The 17,560-nt window shown below is 67.0% G+C and carries 18 protein-coding genes; 2 read left to right on the forward strand and 16 right to left on the reverse strand.

The window, feature by feature from the left end; genetic code table 11:
* Positions 1-6 precede the first annotated feature (6 nt).
* From lysS to JFY56_RS06245, 9 genes are all read right to left on the reverse strand, one after another.
* On the reverse strand, positions 7-1,527 hold the full coding sequence (gene lysS / locus JFY56_RS06205; RefSeq protein ID WP_208312658.1) for a lysine--tRNA ligase: 1,521 nt from the start codon (positions 1,525-1,527) through the stop codon (positions 7-9).
* Positions 1,528-1,708: 181 nt separating this feature from the next.
* Positions 1,709-2,804, reverse strand: a protein-coding gene (gene prfB / locus JFY56_RS06210) for a peptide chain release factor 2 (RefSeq protein ID WP_208312659.1) whose coding sequence is annotated in 2 segments (ribosomal slippage) — positions 1,709-2,731 and positions 2,733-2,804 — 1,095 coding nt in all. Because the reading frame shifts where the segments join, the coding sequence is not laid out codon by codon here.
* Positions 2,805-2,927: 123 nt separating this feature from the next.
* Positions 2,928-3,929: a diguanylate cyclase gene (locus tag JFY56_RS06215; protein ID WP_328824821.1), complete on the reverse strand. Its 1,002-nt coding sequence runs from the start codon at positions 3,927-3,929 to the stop codon at positions 2,928-2,930.
* Positions 3,930-3,969: 40 nt separating this feature from the next.
* On the reverse strand, positions 3,970-4,968 hold the full coding sequence (gene cheB / locus JFY56_RS06220; protein ID WP_208312660.1) for a chemotaxis-specific protein-glutamate methyltransferase CheB: 999 nt from the start codon (positions 4,966-4,968) through the stop codon (positions 3,970-3,972).
* The gene (locus JFY56_RS06225) at positions 4,965-7,205 is read right to left on the reverse strand and encodes a hybrid sensor histidine kinase/response regulator (RefSeq protein ID WP_208312661.1); all 2,241 of its coding nucleotides are present in this window, start codon (positions 7,203-7,205) and stop codon (positions 4,965-4,967) included. Before JFY56_RS06225 ends, cheB begins: the two co-directional genes overlap by 4 nt.
* Positions 7,202-7,888: a chemotaxis protein CheW gene (locus JFY56_RS06230; RefSeq protein WP_208312662.1), complete on the reverse strand. Its 687-nt coding sequence runs from the start codon at positions 7,886-7,888 to the stop codon at positions 7,202-7,204. The genes JFY56_RS06225 and JFY56_RS06230 overlap by 4 nt, the downstream gene beginning before the upstream one ends.
* A complete protein-coding gene (locus JFY56_RS06235; protein WP_208312663.1) occupies positions 7,881-9,122 on the reverse strand; it encodes a CheR family methyltransferase in 1,242 nt (413 codons plus the stop codon). The genes JFY56_RS06230 and JFY56_RS06235 overlap by 8 nt, the downstream gene beginning before the upstream one ends.
* Entirely contained in the window at positions 9,119-9,592 is a 474-nt protein-coding gene (locus tag JFY56_RS06240; protein WP_236032472.1) for a chemotaxis protein CheW, read from the reverse strand. The genes JFY56_RS06235 and JFY56_RS06240 overlap by 4 nt, the downstream gene beginning before the upstream one ends.
* Before the next feature lie 25 nt (positions 9,593-9,617).
* A complete protein-coding gene (locus JFY56_RS06245) occupies positions 9,618-11,237 on the reverse strand; it encodes a methyl-accepting chemotaxis protein (protein ID WP_208312665.1) in 1,620 nt (539 codons plus the stop codon).
* 210 nt (positions 11,238-11,447) lie between these two features.
* On the opposite strand from JFY56_RS06245, the gene JFY56_RS06250 reads away from it, so the two are divergent.
* The gene (locus JFY56_RS06250; RefSeq protein ID WP_208312666.1) at positions 11,448-11,891 is read left to right on the forward strand and encodes a YqaA family protein; all 444 of its coding nucleotides are present in this window, start codon (positions 11,448-11,450) and stop codon (positions 11,889-11,891) included.
* 150 nt (positions 11,892-12,041) lie between these two features.
* Here JFY56_RS06250 and JFY56_RS06255 read toward each other — a convergent pair whose 3' ends face one another.
* The 5 genes from JFY56_RS06255 to JFY56_RS06275 form a co-directional block, all read right to left on the reverse strand.
* Positions 12,042-12,809 carry a crotonase/enoyl-CoA hydratase family protein gene (locus JFY56_RS06255; RefSeq protein WP_208312667.1) on the reverse strand — a complete coding sequence of 256 codons (768 nt, stop codon included), beginning with the start codon at positions 12,807-12,809 and terminating at the stop codon, positions 12,042-12,044.
* Positions 12,810-12,915: 106 nt separating this feature from the next.
* Positions 12,916-13,827, reverse strand: a complete 912-nt coding sequence (locus JFY56_RS06260) for an SDR family oxidoreductase (protein ID WP_208312668.1) — start codon at positions 13,825-13,827, stop codon at positions 12,916-12,918.
* 110 nt (positions 13,828-13,937) lie between these two features.
* Positions 13,938-14,231: a hypothetical protein gene (locus JFY56_RS06265; protein ID WP_208312669.1), complete on the reverse strand. Its 294-nt coding sequence runs from the start codon at positions 14,229-14,231 to the stop codon at positions 13,938-13,940.
* 110 nt (positions 14,232-14,341) lie between these two features.
* Positions 14,342-15,022 carry an LrgB family protein gene (locus JFY56_RS06270; RefSeq protein WP_208312670.1) on the reverse strand — a complete coding sequence of 227 codons (681 nt, stop codon included), beginning with the start codon at positions 15,020-15,022 and terminating at the stop codon, positions 14,342-14,344.
* Positions 15,015-15,386 (reverse strand): CidA/LrgA family protein, encoded by a 372-nt coding sequence (locus JFY56_RS06275; RefSeq protein WP_208312671.1) that lies wholly within the window; start codon positions 15,384-15,386, stop codon positions 15,015-15,017. Before JFY56_RS06275 ends, JFY56_RS06270 begins: the two co-directional genes overlap by 8 nt.
* Positions 15,387-15,479: 93 nt before the next feature.
* Here JFY56_RS06275 and JFY56_RS06280 point away from each other — a divergent pair, with 93 nt between their 5' ends.
* On the forward strand, positions 15,480-16,370 hold the full coding sequence (locus JFY56_RS06280; protein ID WP_208312672.1) for a LysR family transcriptional regulator: 891 nt from the start codon (positions 15,480-15,482) through the stop codon (positions 16,368-16,370).
* Positions 16,371-16,489: 119 nt separating this feature from the next.
* On the opposite strand, the gene JFY56_RS06285 is transcribed toward JFY56_RS06280, so the two are convergent.
* Complete coding sequence (locus tag JFY56_RS06285; RefSeq protein WP_208312673.1) at positions 16,490-16,957, reverse strand: cupin domain-containing protein; 468 nt, start codon at positions 16,955-16,957, stop codon at positions 16,490-16,492.
* 3 nt (positions 16,958-16,960) lie between these two features.
* Positions 16,961-17,416, reverse strand: coding sequence for a flavodoxin (locus JFY56_RS06290; RefSeq protein WP_208312674.1), 456 nt, complete (start codon positions 17,414-17,416; stop codon positions 16,961-16,963).
* Between the last annotated feature and the right edge of the window lie 144 nt (positions 17,417-17,560).

The raw sequence follows: 17,560 nt of genomic DNA on the forward strand, positions 1-17,560 counted from the left end.
GTTCCCTTACGCCTGCGGGCGCATGTGCGGGAAGAGGATCACGTCGCGGATCGACGGCGAGTTGGTCAGCAGCATCACCAGGCGGTCGATGCCGATGCCTTCGCCGGCGGTGGGCGGCATGCCGTATTCGAGCGCGTTGACGAAGTCGGCGTCGTAGTGCATCGCCTCGTCGTCACCGGCATCCTTCTCCTTGACCTGCAGCATGAAGCGTTCGGCCTGGTCTTCGGCGTCGTTCAGCTCGGAGTAGGCGTTGGCGATCTCGCGGCCGCCGATGAACAGTTCGAAGCGGTCGGTGACGCTCGGGTCCTGGTCGTTGCGGCGCGCCAGCGGCGACACCTCGAACGGGTACTGGGTGATGAAGTGCGGCTGCTCCAGCTTGTGCTCGACCAGCTCCTCGAAAATCATCACCTGCAGCTTGCCCAGCCCTTCGTGGCCGAGCACCTTGGCGCCGGCCTTTTTGGCGATCTCGCGGGCCTTCTCGATGTCGTTGAGGTCGGCGGCGGTGAGTTCCGGGTTGTACTTGAGGATGGCGTCGAACACGGACAGGCGGGCGAACGGCTCGCCGAAGTGGAAGACCTTGTCGCCGTACGGCACGTCGGTGGTGCCGAGGACAGCCTGGGCCAGCTCGCGGAACAGTTCCTCGGTCAGGTCCATGTTGTCTTCGTAGTCGGCGTAGGCCTGGTAGAACTCGAGCATGGTGAACTCGGGGTTGTGCCGGGTCGAGACGCCTTCGTTACGGAAGTTGCGGTTGATCTCGAAGACCTTCTCGAAGCCACCGACCACCAGGCGCTTGAGGTACAGCTCCGGGGCGATGCGCAGGAACATGGCCATGTCCAGCGCGTTGTGGTGGGTTTCGAAAGGCTTGGCCGCCGCGCCGCCAGGGATGGTCTGCAGCATCGGGGTTTCCACTTCGAGGAAACCGCGCTCGTTGAGGAAACGGCGGATGTGCGCGATCACCTGGGAACGCACACGGAAGGTCTGGCGCACGTCCTCGTTGACGATCAGGTCGACGTAGCGCTGGCGGTAGCGCTGCTCGGTGTCGGTCAGGCCGTGGTGCTTGTCCGGCAGCGGGCGCAGCGACTTGGTCAGCAGGCGCACGTTGTTCATGTCGACGTACAGATCGCCCTTGCCCGAACGGGCCAGCACACCTTCGGCGCCGATGATGTCGCCCAGGTCCCAGGTCTTGATCTCGGCCAGAGTCTCTTCCGGCAGGGTCTTGCGGTTGACGTAGACCTGCATGCGGTCGCTGCTGTCCTGCAGGACGATGAAGGAACCGCGGTTGAGCATGATGCGACCGGCGACCTTGACCGGAATGGCTGCGGCTTCCAGCTCTTCCTTGGTCTTGCCTTCGTACTGTTTCTGCAGGTCCGCGAAGTAGGAATCGCGGCGGAAGTCGTTGGGGAAGGCGATGGCCTTGGCTTCACGCACGGCGGCAAGCTTTTCCTTGCGCTGGGCGATCAGCTTGTTTTCTTCCTGTTGCCCGTCGTCTTGAACAGAGAGTTGCTGGTCGAGTTGTTGGTCGCTCATGGTCTTGGTGGTCCCGATTAGGCGATTTATCGCCTGTTTCAAAAGTTATTGCGTAACAAGGGTTTTAAAGCGTAGCGAGCGCCGGCCAGGCAAGGCGGAAAATGGCGAGGATGCGGAGTTTACTAGTGTAAATGAGCAATCCGAGCCATTTTCCAACGCAGCATGGCCAAGCGCAGTAGCTTTAAAGCCCTTGTTTCAGGCTGGCCTCGAGGTATTCGTCAAGATCGCCGTCGAGCACCTTGTCGCAGTCGCTGCGTTCCACGCCGGTGCGCAGATCCTTGATCCGCGACTGGTCGAGAACGTAGGAGCGGATCTGGTGGCCCCAGCCGATGTCCGACTTGGTCTCTTCCAGAGCCTGGGCGGCGGCGTTGCGCTTCTGCATTTCCAGCTCGTACAACTTGGCCCGCAGCATCTTCATGGCGGTGTCCTTGTTGGCGTGCTGGGAGCGTTCGTTCTGGCACGCCACCACGGTGTTGGTCGGCACGTGGGTGATACGCACCGCGGAGTCGGTGGTGTTCACGTGCTGACCGCCCGCGCCGGAGGAGCGGTAGGTGTCGATGCGCAGATCGGCCGGGTTGATCTCGATCTCGATGTTGTCGTCGATTTCCGGCGAGGCGAATACCGCGGTGAACGAGGTATGGCGACGGTTGCCGGAGTCGAACGGGCTCTTGCGCACCAGGCGGTGCACGCCGATCTCGGTGCGCAGCCAGCCGAAGGCGTACTCGCCCTTGATGTGTACGGTGGCGCCCTTGATGCCGGCGACTTCGCCTTCGGACAGTTCGATGATGGTGGCGTCGAAGCCGTGCTTGTCGGCCCAGCGCAGGTACATGCGCAGCAGCATGTTGGCCCAGTCCTGGGCTTCGGTGCCGCCGGAGCCGGCCTGGATGTCCAGGTAGGCGTTGTTCGGGTCCATCTCGCCGCTGAACATGCGGCGGAATTCCAGCTTCTCGAGGATGTCGCGCAGACGCTCGACTTCGGTGGCGACGTCGTTCACCGCACCTTCGTCGTTTTCCTCGACGGCCATGTCCAGCAGGTCGCGGGAATCGGCCAGACCGCCGGTCAGGTCATCCAGGGTCTCGACGATCTGCGCCAGCTGGGCGCGCTCGCGGCCCAGGTTCTGTGCGTACTCGGGATTGTTCCAGACGTTCGGGTCTTCCAGCTCGCGATTGACTTCGATCAGGCGGTCATGCTTCTGATCGTAGTCAAAGATACCCCCGAATAGACAGGGTGCGATCGGACAGGTCCTTGATGCTGTTAAGGATCGGGTTGATTTCCATGGCAGGCAGCACTCACGGGTTATGCGTCGAAAAGCCGCAAAGTATACCCGAGTCCCGCCCGCCCGGCAGCCTGACCCACGGCAACGCCCACCGCCTTGCGATAGATGGCGGGACTACCGGCAATCAATGCCCTTCCGCCACCAGTTTCATAGCCCCGACCTGGTTGCGCCCGCCATGCTTGGCGTTGTACAGCCCCTGGTCGGCGATCTCGATCAGTCTGCGGGAAGTCGTGCCGGGCTGTGGCGTCATGGTCGCCACGCCGATGCTTACAGTCAGCCAGGCGCCACGGTTGGGCAGTTCGTGGGCGATCTGCAGGTCCTCCACCGCCCGCCGCAGTTTCTCCGCCACCAGCCGCGCGCCGCCCGGCGAGGTGCCCGGCAGGACCAGGGCGAATTCCTCGCCGCCGTAGCGCGCCGGCAGGTCGGACTGGCGGCTGCAGCTGCTGCGGATGGCGCCGGCCACCTTGCGCAGAGCCTCGTCGCCTTCCAGGTGGCCGAAGGTGTCGTTGAAGGTCTTGAAGAAGTCGACGTCGATCAGCAGCAGCGACAGCTGGCTCTGCTCGCGCATGCCACGCCGCCACTCCAGCTCCAGGTACTCGTCGAAATGACGGCGGTTGGACAGCCCGGTGAGGCCGTCGGAGTTCATCAGCCGCTGCAGCACCAGGTTGGTGTCCAGCAACTGCTGCTGGCTTTCGCGCAGGGCGCGGTAGGCCTCGTCGCGCTGCTGCAGGGCGAGGTAGGAGCGCGAGTGGTAGCGCACGCGCGCTACCAACTCGATCGGGTCGGGCAGCTTGACCAGGTAGTCGTTGGCCCCGGCGGCGAAGGCCAGGCTCTTCACCGTCGACTCTTCCTTGGTCGACAGGACGATGATCGGGATGTCGCGGGTCGCCGCATGGGAGCGGTACTCGCGGACCAGCGCCAGGCCGTCGGCGCCGGGCATCACCAGGTCCTGGAGGATGACCGTGGGACGGATCTGGATCGCCAGGGCAATCGCGTCCTGCGGGTTGGAACAGTAGTGGAAATCGATATTCGGATCGTCCGCCAGCGCTCGCCGGACCGCTTCGCCGATCATCGCCTGATCGTCGACCAGCAGCACCAGCACATCGGAATCGCCTGAGATCGTCACGGGGTTGCCGCTCCTGGGGGGTTATGAAAGTTCTGCCGGATCATCCATACAACTCGCAAAGCCGCCTGGCGATCTCGCCGAGCGGCCTGATTTCCGCGGCGGCACCGAGCGCCGCCGCCGCTTTCGGCATGCCGTACACGGCGCAACTGCCTTCGTCCTGGGCCAGGGTGAGGAAGCCGCGCTTGCGCATCAGCTTCAGTCCCTGGGCGCCATCGCGGCCCATGCCGGTGAGCAGCACGCCCACCGCCTCGCCCGTCCAGTTCTGCGCCACGCTCTCGAAGAACACGTCGATCGACGGCCGGTAGACATGGCTGCACGGTTCCTCGCTGTAATTCAGCTCGCCGCTCTTCAGCAGGCGCAGATGATTGCTGCCGCCCGCCAGCAGGATGCTGCCGGGCTGCGGAGTCTCGTCACCCCTTGCCAGGCGCACCGGAATCGGCGACTGGGTCGTCAGCCAGTCGGCCATGCCGCGGGTGAAGGCGTCCTCCACATGCTGGACCACCACGATCGCCGCGGAAAAACTCTCCGGCAGCCCGGCGAACAGCTCGGCCAGCGCCGCCGGCCCACCCGCGGACGCGCCGATGGCCACCAGCCGGCTCGCCGGCCTGAGCACCGGCCGTGGGCTCCACGCCGCACCCGGCCGGCTGTCGTCCGGCGCATTCAGCCAGGCCAGGTTGCGCAACTTGCGCAGCAGGGTCTGTCCGGGATTGCCGGCCAGCGCCGCCGGCAACTGCATTGCATCCACCGCGCCGTGGCCCATGGCCTCGAACACGCGCGAGGTGCCCTGTTCGAGATCGGCGGCGACCAGCATGATCGCGCAGGGACTGAACTGCATGATCAGCCGGGTCGCCTCGACACCGCCCATCGGCGCCAGGTCCAGATCCAGCAGCAGCACGTCCGGCGCCTGCAGCGCACAGCGCTCGACGGCCTCGACGCCATCGGCGGCCACCCAGAGCACATGGTGGGCCGGCTCGCCGGCCAGCAGGCGGCGCAGGTCGGCGACGACCGCTGGCTTGTCGCTGGCGATGGCTATCCTCACGCCCGGGCGCCTCCGATCAGGTCGACCACCGCATCCAGCAGGGCCTCGTCGCGGTAACTGGCCTTCGCCAGGTAGTAGTCGGCGCCCGCCTCCAGGCCGCGCTGGCGATCCAGTTCGCGATCCTTGTAGGACACCACCATCACCGGCAGCGATTGCAGCCTGGTGTCGCGGCGGATCAGGGTGACCAGTTCGATGCCGTCCATGCGCGGCATGTCGATATCGGTGATGACCAGGTCGAAATGCTGCGAGCGCAGGACGTTCCAGCCATCCATGCCATCCACTGCCACCACCACGTCGTAGCCGCGACTGCTCAGCAGCTTGCGCTCCAGCTCGCGCACGGTGAGCGAGTCGTCGACCACCAGCACGCGCTTGCGCTGCACGTCGGCCGCCCGGCCGTGCGGGTCGATGCGTTCCAGGCGGCCGGCGGCCATCAGTTTTTCCACCGAGCGCAGCAGGTCCTCGACATCCAGGATCAGCACCGGCGAACCATCGTCGAGCAGCGCCCCGGCGGAGACGTCCTGCACCTTGCCCAGGCGCGGATCGAGCGGCAGCACCACCAGCGTGCGTTCGCCGATGAAGCGCTCCACCGCCAGTCCGTGGACCGTCTCGCGGTCGCGGATGATCACCACCGCTATCTCGTCCTTCGCCGGCTTGCCTTCCGGCCGCTGCAGGAGCTGGCTGGCGGAAACCAGGCCGATGTGCCGGCCGTCGTGCCAGAACTGCTGGCGGCCTTCCAGTTGCACCACCTCGTCCGCCGCCAGGCTGCGCATGCGCTCGATATGCGCCAGCGGGAAGGCGTAGGCCTCGCCGCCGATCTGCACCACCAGGCTGCGCACCACCGTCAGGGTCAGCGGCACCTCGATGCGGAAGTGCGAGCCGCTGCCCGCCACCTGCGCCATGCGGATGCCGCCGCGCAGCTTGCGCACCATGTGCTGCACGGCATCCAGGCCGACGCCGCGTCCCGATACCTCGGTGACCCGCTCGCGCAGGCTGAAGCCCGGCAGGAAGAGGAACGCCAGCAGCTCATCCTCGGACATCCGCGCCGCCGTCTCGGCACTGGCCAACTGGCGACGCACGACGGCCTCGCTCAGAAGCTCCAGGTCGACCCCGGCGCCATCGTCGCGCAGTTCCATCACCAGCATGCCGGCGTGCTGGCGCGCCGACAGGTGGATCACGCCCTCCTCCGGCTTGCCCGCCAGCACGCGCTGCTCCGGCGTCTCGATGCCGTGATCGACGGCGTTGCGCAGCAGGTGGGTGAGCGGTGCTTCGAGCTTCTCCAGCACGTCGCGGTCGACCTGGGTGCTGGCGCCGTCCACCTCCAGACGCACCAGCTTGCCCAGCGAACGGCCGAGGTCGCGGACCATCCGCGCCTGCCCGTTGAGCACATCGGCGAACGGACGCATCCGGCAGGCCAGCGCGGTGTCGTAGAGCGACTGCGCACCCTGGCTGACCCGCCAGCAGAATTCTTCCAGTTCGGCGATCTGCTCGCCGAGCAGTTGCTGGCATTCGCCAAGCAGGCGCCGCGCATCGACCAGTTGCGCATGCGGCGACAGCGGACCGTCCTGCAACGCATCGCGGGCGCTGTCGAGTTCGCGGCTGGCGCCGGCCTGCAGGCGTTTGAGGCGTTGCAGCGAATCGAGCAGCGGCTTGAGTCGGCGCGGTGCGACCAGTGCCTTGCCGGACAGGTCGAGCAACTGGTTGAGGCGCTCGGCGGTAACCCGCAGCACCCGATCGCCGGCGTCCAGGGACTCGTTGCCGGGCCGCAGCGGCGCATCGAGCGGCGCCTCCGCGACAGGCGCGGCATCGGCGGGATGGCTCGCGGCGGAATGCGGCGCGGGAGGCATCGCTGCCAGCGCGTGCAGGCGTTCGATCAGGGCGGCCGCATCGGACTGCGCCTGCGCGGCCTTGTCCGCCATGCTGTCGGCCAGATGCAGCAGGATGTCGGTGCCGGCCAGCAGCGCATCGATATGCTCCGAACCGAGCAGCAGCCGGCCATGCTGTGCATCGACCAGGCACTCTTCCATGACATGCGCGACCTGCACGCCGGCTTCGAGGCCGACGATGCGCGCGGCGCCCTTCAGCGAGTGGGCGGCGCGCATGCAGGCTTCCAACTGGTCGGCCTGGGTCGGATTGCGCTCCAGCGCCAGCAGGCCCTGGGCAAGAACCTGCGCCTGGTCTTCCGCTTCGAGCCGGAACAGCTCGAGCATCGAGGCTTCCTTCAACTGTTCCGGGGTCATGCCAGGCTCCGTGTGGCGGCGTCCAGCAGCGTTTCATGCTGCAGCAGGCGCACCGTGCGCGAGCGCCATTGCACGGCACCCTCGGTGAAACGGTCGCCGGCAGCCAGGGCGCTGGAGGGATCGACGACGATTTCCTGCCGGCTCAGCGGATGGATGCCCGCCACCTCGTCCACCGGGGCCAGGATCGGCCCGCCGGGCGCGGCGAGGATCAGCATGCGCGGCAGGTTGCGCCCCTGCTCTTCCCCGTGGCCCGGAGGCAGGCCGAGCAGTTCGACCAGCGACAGGCAGGCCACCAGCGCGCCACGCACATTGGCCACGCCGAGCAGCGCCGGCGAGCGCGGGTGCGGCAGCGAGTGCACGGCGCAGACCGGCACCACCTCCACCAGCGCGCGGCTGGCCAGCGCCAGCCACTCCTCGCCGAGGCGGAAGACGATGCACGACTGGCTATCGATGGGCGGCTGGTTTTCCTCGACATGCTCCAGGCGGGCGACGCTGCCCTCGCGGAATGCGTAGCGATCCAGCAGGCCGGTGGCCGCCGTCGAATAGACCGGGCAGTTGCGGCAATGGATATGCTCGGCCAGCCGCTCGCAGGACTTGTCGCCGCGCACGCCGATGCGCCGCCAGCAATCGTCGACCGGGTGCGCGGCCCAGTCCAGCTGCAATCCGTCGCCGCGTTCAAACATCGCCGATCACTCCTCGCGCAGCCCGCTCCTCCAGACGCCGGGCGGCCTCGACATCGCCACGGGACGCGAGCAGCGCGGCCAGGTGCAACAGCGCCTCCTGGTGGTTCGGCTGCAAGTACAGGGCCTTGCGGTAAAAGGTGTGGGCCTCGTCGCCCTGCCCCTGCGCGTCGCAGATCAGGCCGAGCCAGTAGTAGACGGCCGCGGAAGGACCGTGGGCGGCCAGATATGCCATACAACTCCGGCGAGCCTCGGCGAACTGGCCGCGATTGGACAGCTCGGCGATCTGCGCGAGCGACTGCTGCGTCGGGTCGACGACCTGGGGCTTGGGCACGGGAGCGACAACCGGTGGCGCAGACTTGCGCTCGGCCGGCGCTTTCGCCGGCGCGGGGCGGATGGGCGGCACGCTGATCCGGGCCGGCGCGGGCCACGTCTTGCCCTCGTCGGCCCCCTTGTGGCGGAAAGCGAAGGACTGCTCCATGCCCAGTGGACGCATGCCGTCGTTGATCAGCAGGCAGGCCTCGGCCGGACCGATGAACAACACGCCGTCGTCGCGGGTCAGGCGCTTGATGACCTGCACGGCCTGTTCCTGGGTCGTGCGGTCGAAATAGATCAGCAGGTTGCGGCAGAACACGAAATCGTAGGCCGCCTCCCCCGCCAGCATTCCCGGCGCCAGCAGGTTGCCGCAGCTGAAGCGGACCTTGCCGCGCACCGCATCGCTGATCCGCCATTCCTGCTCGCCCGCAGAGAAGTGGCGCTGGCGGAAGGCGAGCTGGTCGCCGCGGAACGAGTTGCGCCGGTAGCGGCCCTGTTCGGCGCGCTCCAGCAGGGCCGGGCTGACGTCCACCGCATCGACCTGGAAGGCATCTTCCGGAATGCCGGCGTCGAACAGCGCCATGACCATCGAGTAGGGTTCCTCGCCACTGGAGCAAGGCACGCTGAGCATCCGCAGGGGACGCGCGCCGGCCAGTTCCTGCAAGCGCGACACGGCCTTGCGGGCCAGCGCGGCGAAGGATTCGGGATAGCGGAAGAACCAGGTTTCCGGAACGATCACCGCATCGACCAGCGCCTGCCGCTCCACGTCGGAAGCCTGCAGGTGTTCCCAGTAGGCATGCATGTCGCCCGCCGTGACCTTGTCGCAGCGCTGGCGCACGGCGCGGGCGACCACCGTCTCGCCGACCGAGGCGACATCCAGGCCGATGCGCTCCTTGAGCAGGCGGGCGAAACGTTCGGTCATGCCGTCCCTTCCTCCGCTGCAGACGACAGCAGTGCACGCACGCTGTCCGGCAGCAGGTCATCGACGCGAATCAGTTGCAGCAGGCCGTCGTGCTCTTCCAGCACCGGCCCCAGGTAGGCCGCGTCACCCTGCTGCAGCCCGTAGTCACGGAACGCCGCCGGATCGAGGCGACGGGTCTGGGTGGTCTGCTCCAGCAACAGGCCCAGGCGCTGGCGCGGCCCGCTGCCGGCGCTGCGGTAATCCACCAGCACCAGGCGCGTGCTGGTGCGGCGCTGCACCGGCTGGCCGAAGCACAGCTGGTTGAGGTCGAGCACCGGAATCAGCTCGCCGCGATGGGCATGCACCCCGGCGACCCAGGCCGGCGCTTCCGGCACCTGCTTGAGCGGGCACAGCGGCAGCACCTCGGCGACGTCGCGCACATCCAGCGCATAGCGGTCGCGGCCGAGGCTGAACAGCAGGTAGAGCCGCATGCGCTCCGGGCCGGCGCGGTCCGCTTCAGACCTTGAAGCGGGAGACGCCATTGCGCAGTCCGTTGGCTACCAGGTTGAGTTCGTCGATGGCGAAGCTGGCCTGGCGCAGCGAATCGACGGTCTGCCCGGTGGCTTCGCCGAGTTGCGCCAGCGCCTGGTTGATCTGCTCGGCGCTGGTGGCCTGGGCCTGCATCCCTTCGTTGACCATCTGCACTCGCGGCGCCAGCGCCTGGACCTGCTGGATGATCTGCGACAGCTGCTCGCCGACCTGGCCCACCTCGCTGATGCCGCGGCGGACTTCCTCGGAGAACTTGTCCATGCCCATCACCCCGGCGGATACCGCGGACTGGATTTCGCGCACCATCTGCTCGATGTCGTAGGTGGCCACGGCGGTCTGGTCGGCCAGGCGGCGGACTTCGGTAGCCACCACGGCGAAACCGCGACCGTATTCGCCGGCCTTCTCCGCCTCGATGGCGGCGTTCAGCGACAGCAGGTTGGTCTGGTCGGCGACCTTGACGATGGTGGTCACCACCTGGTTGATGTTGCCGGCGCGCTCGTTGAGGGTCGACAGCTTGGCGTTCACCAGTTCGGCCGCGCCCATCACCTGGCGCATGGTTTCCTCCATGCGCGCCAGGCCGAGTTGGCCGGAACCGGCGAGGGTCGAAGTCTGCTCGGCGGCGATCGACACTTCATTCATGGTGCGCACCAGATCGCGGGAAGTCGCGGCGATCTCCTGCGAAGTGACGCTGATCTCGGTGGTGGTCGCGGCCGTCTCGCTGGCGGTGACCTGCTGTTGCTTGGAGGTGGCGGCAATCTCGGTGACCGAGGTGGTGACCTGGATCGCCGAACGCTGCGCCTGCGCCACCAGCCCCTTGAACTCCTCGGCCATGCCGTTGAAGCCGGCCTCGATCACGCCGAACTCGTCCTTGCGGTCCAGCGCCAGGCGCGCGGTCAGGTCGCCGCCGCCCATGACGCCGAGGACGTTCACCACGCGGCGCACCGGGGAAGTGATCGCACGCATCAGCAACAGGCCGCAGTAACCCGCGGCCAACATCGCCAGCAGCAAAGAGGCCAGCATGGTCAGCTCGGCCAGGCGCACTCCTTCGAGAATCTTCGCCGCCGCGGCATCGGCGATGCTCTTGTTCAGCACGATCAGCTCGTTGAGCGTCCTGCGGCCATCCTCCCAGCCCGGCTGCAACTGGTCGTCCATCAGCACGCGGGCGGCTTCGCGATCCCTGGTGTACAGGTCGAGCACCCGGGCGAGCTGGGCCTGGTAGACCTCGACTTCCTGCTTGAAGCGGCGCAGCAGTTCGCGATCATTCTGGTCGTGGATCGACTCTTCGTAGGCGGCGATGCGCTCGAGCAGGGTCTGGTAGTTGCCACGGATGGCCTTGCGGCTGCTCTCGTCGAGGTTGCGGCCGTTGCCGAAGGCGACCAGTTCGTGGATCAGCAGGATGCTGTCGCTCCAGGTCGTATGCACCGTGGTCAGCGCATAGGTGCCGGGCATGGCATCCTCATGCACCCGCCGCGCGGCTTCTTCGACCGTGAGCAGGCGTGCGTAGGAAAATACGACCATCAACAGCATGATCGCGATGACAACCGCAAAACTCGCCAGGATGCGTTGGCGAAGCGTCCAATTCCTCACAGGGGTCCCCAGATCTTGTCAAAGCGAGTCGTTGTTATGCCGCAGGATTCTTCCCACAGTTTTTTTGTAGCGATCTGACATATATTACTGCCGCAACTCAGGGGTCAATTCTTTTATTTCGAACTTCCGAGTTCCGTCGATTACTTCCGACGACACGCCATTTTCCCTTGGCTGCAGCCCCCTGGCTTACCCTTCCCGGCTCCCGATTTCATGCTTACCGCCACCGTCCTGGCCGCCCATGCCGGACTCTTCCTCTCGGCCTTCGGCGCCGCCTCGCTGCTGCCGCTGCAATCGGAGGCGGTGCTGGTCGGGTTGCTGCTGTCCGGTCACTACCCCGTATGGTCGCTGTTGCTGGCGGCAAGTCTCGGCAACGTGCTGGGATCGCTGCTCAACTGGCTGCTTGGCCGCTATCTGGAGCACTGGCGCGGCCGGCGCTGGTTCCCGGTGAGCGAAGCGGCGCTGGAGAAGGCGCAACGGCACTACCAGCGCTACGGGCAATGGTCGCTGCTGCTGAGCTGGGCGCCGATCATCGGCGATCCGCTGACCCTGGTCGCCGGCGTGATGCGCGAACCGCTGTGGCGCTTCCTGCTGCTGGTTGGCGTGGCCAAGGTGGGGCGCTACGCGGTGCTGGCGTGGGTGACGCTGGGCTGGTGAGACGCCCTCAGAGCCTGTTTACGATCTCGCGAGCTAGAGCAGAACAAGGCGAAAACGGGGGAGGGAGCGGAGTTTACACGCAGTAAATGAGCATCCCGAGCCCGTTTTCAACGCAGTTATGCCGACGCGCAGCAGATCGTAAACAGGCTCTCAGAATTTGCCGTGGCGTCCCTGCCCCATGGCGAAACGCTGGGCGCCAGCCTGGGTTTCGCCGCTCTGGATCACCATAACGCCGCCCTGGAATTCGTTGGCCATGGCCACGTCGAAGGAGTAGTCCCACTGCCCGTGCACGCTGGCGCGGTCGGCGAGCATGCATTCCTGGGGAAAAGAGGCGATTTCCCGTGCCAGTTCCTCAGCTGCCTGGCGTGCCTGCCCGCTGGGTACCACGCGGTTGGCCAGGCCGATGGCCAGCGCCTCGTCGGCCTTGACCGGGCGGCCGGTGAGGATCAGGTCGAGCGCCCTGCCCTCGCCGACGATGCGCGGCAGGCGCACGGTGCCGCCGTCGATCAGCGGCACGCCGAAGCGCCGGCAGAACACGCCGCACACGGCGTCCTCGGCCATCACCCGCAAATCGGCGAGCAACGCCAGCTCCAGTCCGCCGGCCACGGCGTAGCCCTCGATGGCAGCGATCAGCGGCTTGGCCAGTTGCATGCGGCTCGGCCCCATCGGCCCGTCGCCTTCCATCTCCAGGCGATTGCGCCGTTCACCGCCCTCGGCGACCGCTGCCAGGTCGGCGCCGGCGCAGAAGGTCCCACCGCTGCCGGTGAGCACCGCCACCCGCGCCTCCTCGTCCGCCTCGAAGGCACGCAGGGCATCGGCCAGCGCCTCGGCGGTGGGGCGGTCCACCGCGTTGCGCACGGCGGGGCGATCGATGACCAGGGTGGTGACCGGACCGTTCTTCTCGACAATCACGTTCATGGCGGGGCTCCTGAAGTAGGTTGGCGCTGAGCTTGCGAAGCCCAACATCACGGCACTGCCGGAAACAGTTGTTGGGCTTCGCTTCGCTCAGCGCCAACCTACGCCATCAGGCCGAATATTTCTGCAGGTTCGCCATCATCTCGCGCAGCGCTTCGATGTTGTCCGCCGGATGCGCGGCATCGTCGAAATCGCAGATCTGCTGCCAGCCGGCCGCCACGTCCGCCACGTCGAAGCCCGCCTGCGGGTCGAAGCCGATGCCCAGGCTGCGCTCCCAGCGCACCTTGCCGATCCAGCCGCCGCCGACCTCGAACAGTCCGCCGGTGTCCTGGCAGGCCTCGCTGCCGAGGAATCCAACCAGCGGACTGACCAGCTCCGGCTTGAGCTGCTCGAACACCTGCTGCGGGATCAGACCTTCGGTCATGCGCGTGCCGCCGGTGGGGGCGATGGCGTTGACCAGGATGTTGTTCTTGCGGCCTTCCAGGGCCAGGGTGCGGGTCAGGCCATAGAGGCCGAGCTTGGCCATGCCGTAGTTGCTCTGGCCGAAGTTGCCGTAGATGCCGGAGGTGGACGAAGTGAAGATGACCCGCCCGTAGCCCTGCTCGCGCATCAGCGGCCAGGCGGCGCGGGTGACCTTGTAGGCGCCTTCGACGTGCACCTTGTAGACGAGGTCCCAGTCGGCGTCTTCCATCTTGTGGAAGGCCTTGTCGCGCAGGATGCCGGCGTTGTTCACCACCACGTCGACGCGGCCGAAGGCATCCACCGCGCAGCGCACGATCTTCTCGCCATCGGTCACCGAGTCGTGGTTGGCCACGGCGATGCCGCCGGCCTCGCGGATTTCCGCCACCACGCGGTCGGCGGCGGAGGCGTTGGCGCCTTCGCCATGGGTGCTGCCACCGAGATCGTTGACCACCACCCTGGCACCGTGCCGGGCGAACAGCAGCGCATGGGCGCGACCGAGGCCGCCGCCGGCTCCGGTGACGATCACGACCTTGTCGTCGAAACGCAGGGCATCACTCATGCCTGGACTCCTGAAGAGGGATTGGTCCGAAGAGTGTCGGCCAGCTCCCGGCTGGTCACAAGCAAGACGGGCGGCGCTGAATGGTGCTGGATAAGGCGCGGGGATGATGCCTATTCGATGGGGATGTCCAGCCCGTCGCGCGGGCCGAGCTTGAACAGCCACCAGTCGTACTCGGACCAGAGTATGGCGATCAGCAGTGCGCAACCGAAGGCCAGCAGGGCGACGGCGCCGAACAGCGGGCTCTTCCGCTCCCAGGCCAGGAAGGCGCAGGCGGCGCCGCCCACGCCCAGCGCCAGGATCAGCACGGGGCCGAGCCAGGCGAACACCCGGCGTATGCGCAGGAGCAGACGGAAGATCCAGGAACCTTGGGATTGCCGGTCGGAAAGGGAAGGCTTGCAGGTCATGGTAGGAAATCCGATAGCGCAGAAGTCCTTCACCTTAAGGCGCTATGCCTCACACCTTCTGTCAGCTTCTTCCTAAAGGCTTTTACGATACCCCTGAAGTAGCGCGTCGCTCACAGGCAGTAGGCCAGCAACGGCGCCAGGGCCAGGTTGAACAGCCCGGTCAGCACCATCAGCAGACCCGCCGCGGAACCTTCCTCGCCACCGAACTCGTAGGCGCGGCTGGTGCCCGCGCCATGGGCGCCGACGCCGAGCAGCGCACCACGCGCCAGCGGCGTGCGCAACCGCAGCAGGCGCATCAGCAGGCTGCCGGCCACGGCGCCGAACACGCCGGTGATCATCACGAAGGCAGCGGTCAGTTCGGGCACGCCGCCGATGTCGTGGGACATTTCCATCGCCAGCGGCGTGGTGATCGAGCGAGGCAGCAACGACAGGGTCACCTGGCCATCCAGCGCCAGCGCATGGGCCAGCGCCCAGGAGCTGCCGATGGCGACCGCCGAGCCGGCGCACATGCCGGCCAGCAGCGCCGGCCAGTGACGGGCGAGCATGGCGCGCTGCTGCCAGATCGGCACGGCGAAGGCCACGGTCGCCGGGCCGAGCAGGGCCACCAGCCAACCGGTGTCGCGGGAGTATTCGGCGTAGCTGGCCTGCAGCGGGATCGCCACGGCGAACAGCAGCGCCGGCACGAACACGATCGGCGACAGCCAGTACATCTGGAAGCGGCGGTAGAGCAGACGGCTGAGCAGGTAACCGCCGAGGGTCAGCGCCAGCCAGAACAGGGCCTGTTTATCCACGGCTAGACCTCCAGCGGCACATCCACTCCACCGACAGCGCGGTGACCAGCATCACCAGCACGGTGCTGGACATGATCACCAGCAGGATCTTCCAGCCCTCGCTACGCAGCAGCGGACCATAGTCCAGCAGGCTCATCAGCGCGGGGATGAAGAACAGCAGCATTTCCGCCAGCAGCAGGCCGGCGCCGCCCTGCAGCAGCGCCGGACGGATCGCGCCGCAGGCGAACAGCACCAGCAGCAGCGCCAGGCCGATCACCCCGCCGGGCACCGGCAGGCCGGTCAGTTGCGCTATCCAGCCGCCAACCCACCAGAGGGCGGCGAGAGCGGCAAGCTCGGAGCAGAGACGCAAGGCACGGCGGAACATGGCGGCGAACTCGAATGGGACGGGGTTGGCGTAAAGGATAGGACCGGGCCTACTATCCCAAAAGCGAATTGTTCGAATCGAGGCCATTCCAGAATGGAATTCCGTCAGCTACGCAGCTTCGTCGAAGTGGTGCGCCAGGGCAGCTTCACCCAGGCAGCCGTGCACCTGCACGCCAGCCAGTCGGCGATTAGCAAGCAGGTCGCCCAGCTGGAGCAGCGCCTCCACGTGCAGTTGCTCGACCGCAGCGGCCCGCGCCTGCAACTGACTGCCGCCGGCGAAGTGGTGCTGCGCCGCGCCGAGGACATGCTGCGTCTGCAGCGTGAGCTGCACACCGAACTGGACGACCTGAGCCAGATGAATCGCGGCGAGCTGCGCCTCGGCCTGCCGCTGCTGGGCGCCGATGCGCTGTTCGCCGGGCGCTTCGCCGAGTACCGGCGGCGTTATCCGAACATCGAGGTGCATCTGGTCGAAGGCGGCACCAAGACCATGGAGGAACTGGTGCGCGCCGGCGAACTGGAACTGGGCGGCGGCCTGACGCCCGGCGATGCGGATTTCGACTGGCAGCCGTTCTGCAATGAGCCGCTGGACGCCCTGCTCCCCGCCAGTCATCCGCTGGCGAACCGGAGCAGCCTGAGCCTGGTGGAGCTGGCCGATACGCCGTTCCTGCTCTACCAGCAGAGTTTCACCCTCAACGACCGCCTGCTGCGCGCCTGCCGCGAGGCGGGCTTCGAACCGCGCGAAGGCGGCCGCAGCGGCCAGGCGGACTTTCTCGGCGCACTGGTCGCCGCCGGCCAGGGCGTGGTGCTGCTGCCACGGGTGGTGGCGCGGGACCTGGAGCGGCCGGGGGTGGCGCGGGTGGAACTGCGCGAGCCGGACCTGCGCTGGGACATCTGCTTCATCTGGCGCCGCGGCGCCTACCTGTCGCGCGCGGCGCAGGCATGGCTGGAACTGATGAAGGAATATCCGCTGGATGAAGAACCGTAGGTTGGCGCTGAGCGCAGCGAAGCCCAACATCTGTCGGGCCATTGCACCGTTGGGCTTCGCAGGCTCAGCCCAACCTACGTGATGCAGACTTGTAGGATGGGTTGAGCGCTCAACCCATCCTACGTCAGCTCCGGGAATTCCTGCGTGAGGCGCGGCCAGGTCCGTTGTGCGTCGATATCGCCGGCAAGCAGGCGGAATCCGGCGAAGTCGAAGCCGGGGGAAACCGTGCAACCGACCAGCACGTAATCGCTCAGGCAACGCGCGGCCTGCCAGGCGTGGGCCGGCACGGCGCGTTGCGGCAGGCTGTCTTCGCCCACCGGGCCGAGGATTTCCCGGCGTACCTGCTGCGGACTTTCGGCGATGAACAGTTCCAGCGGCCCGCCTTCATGGAAGTGCCAGAGTTCGTCGGCGTCCACGCAATGCCAGCGACTGACCGCGCCGCCCGGCAGCAGGAACAGGATCGCCGAGGACTGCGGGCGGCCGGCGGCATCCCGCAGGCGCGACTCGAACACGCGCCGATAGAAGCCGCCCTCGGGATGCGGGGCGAGCTGCAGGGTTTCGATCAGTTGGCGGGCGCGCGGGTGCATCGATCAGCCTTGCAGCGCCTTGATGAAATCGGCCAGCCAGGGTTCGGAATCGGTTTCCTGATCGACGGTTTCGCTGCCGTCCAGGCGCAGCATCGGCACCACCTCGCGCACGCCAAGTTCGGCGAACATCTCGCGGATCTGCTCGCCACCGCCGCAGTAGGTATCGCCGTAGCTGGAGTCGCCGAGGGCGATCACCCCACCGGGCAGGCCGCGCCAGGCGGCCGGCAGGCGGTCGCGGATGGCATGGAAGATGGGCTGGAAGGTGTCCGGCAGGTCGCCCATGCCAGTGGTGGAAGTCACCACCAGGAAGGCTTCCGGAGCGAATTCGCTGAGCGATTCGAAGGTTGCCCGGGAGTCGTACCAGGCTTGCAGGCCGGCCGCGTCGAGCAGGCGTTTGGCGTGGCGGGCGACTTCTTCGGCGGTGCCATAGACCGATCCGGACAGAATGGCGACTTTCATCGATGATTCTCATTCAGCACGACAGGGCCGGCCATTATGCCGCAAAGCGCGGGGGTGAAACCGCCCCGGTACTTCCGTAGGTTGGTGCTGAGCGCAGCGAAGCCCAACATTTGCCGCCCCCCACCATCGTTGTGGCTTCGTGCC

It is taken from the genome of Pseudomonas schmalbachii (genome assembly GCF_017589465.1).
GTDB lineage: Bacteria > Pseudomonadota > Gammaproteobacteria > Pseudomonadales > Pseudomonadaceae > Pseudomonas > Pseudomonas schmalbachii.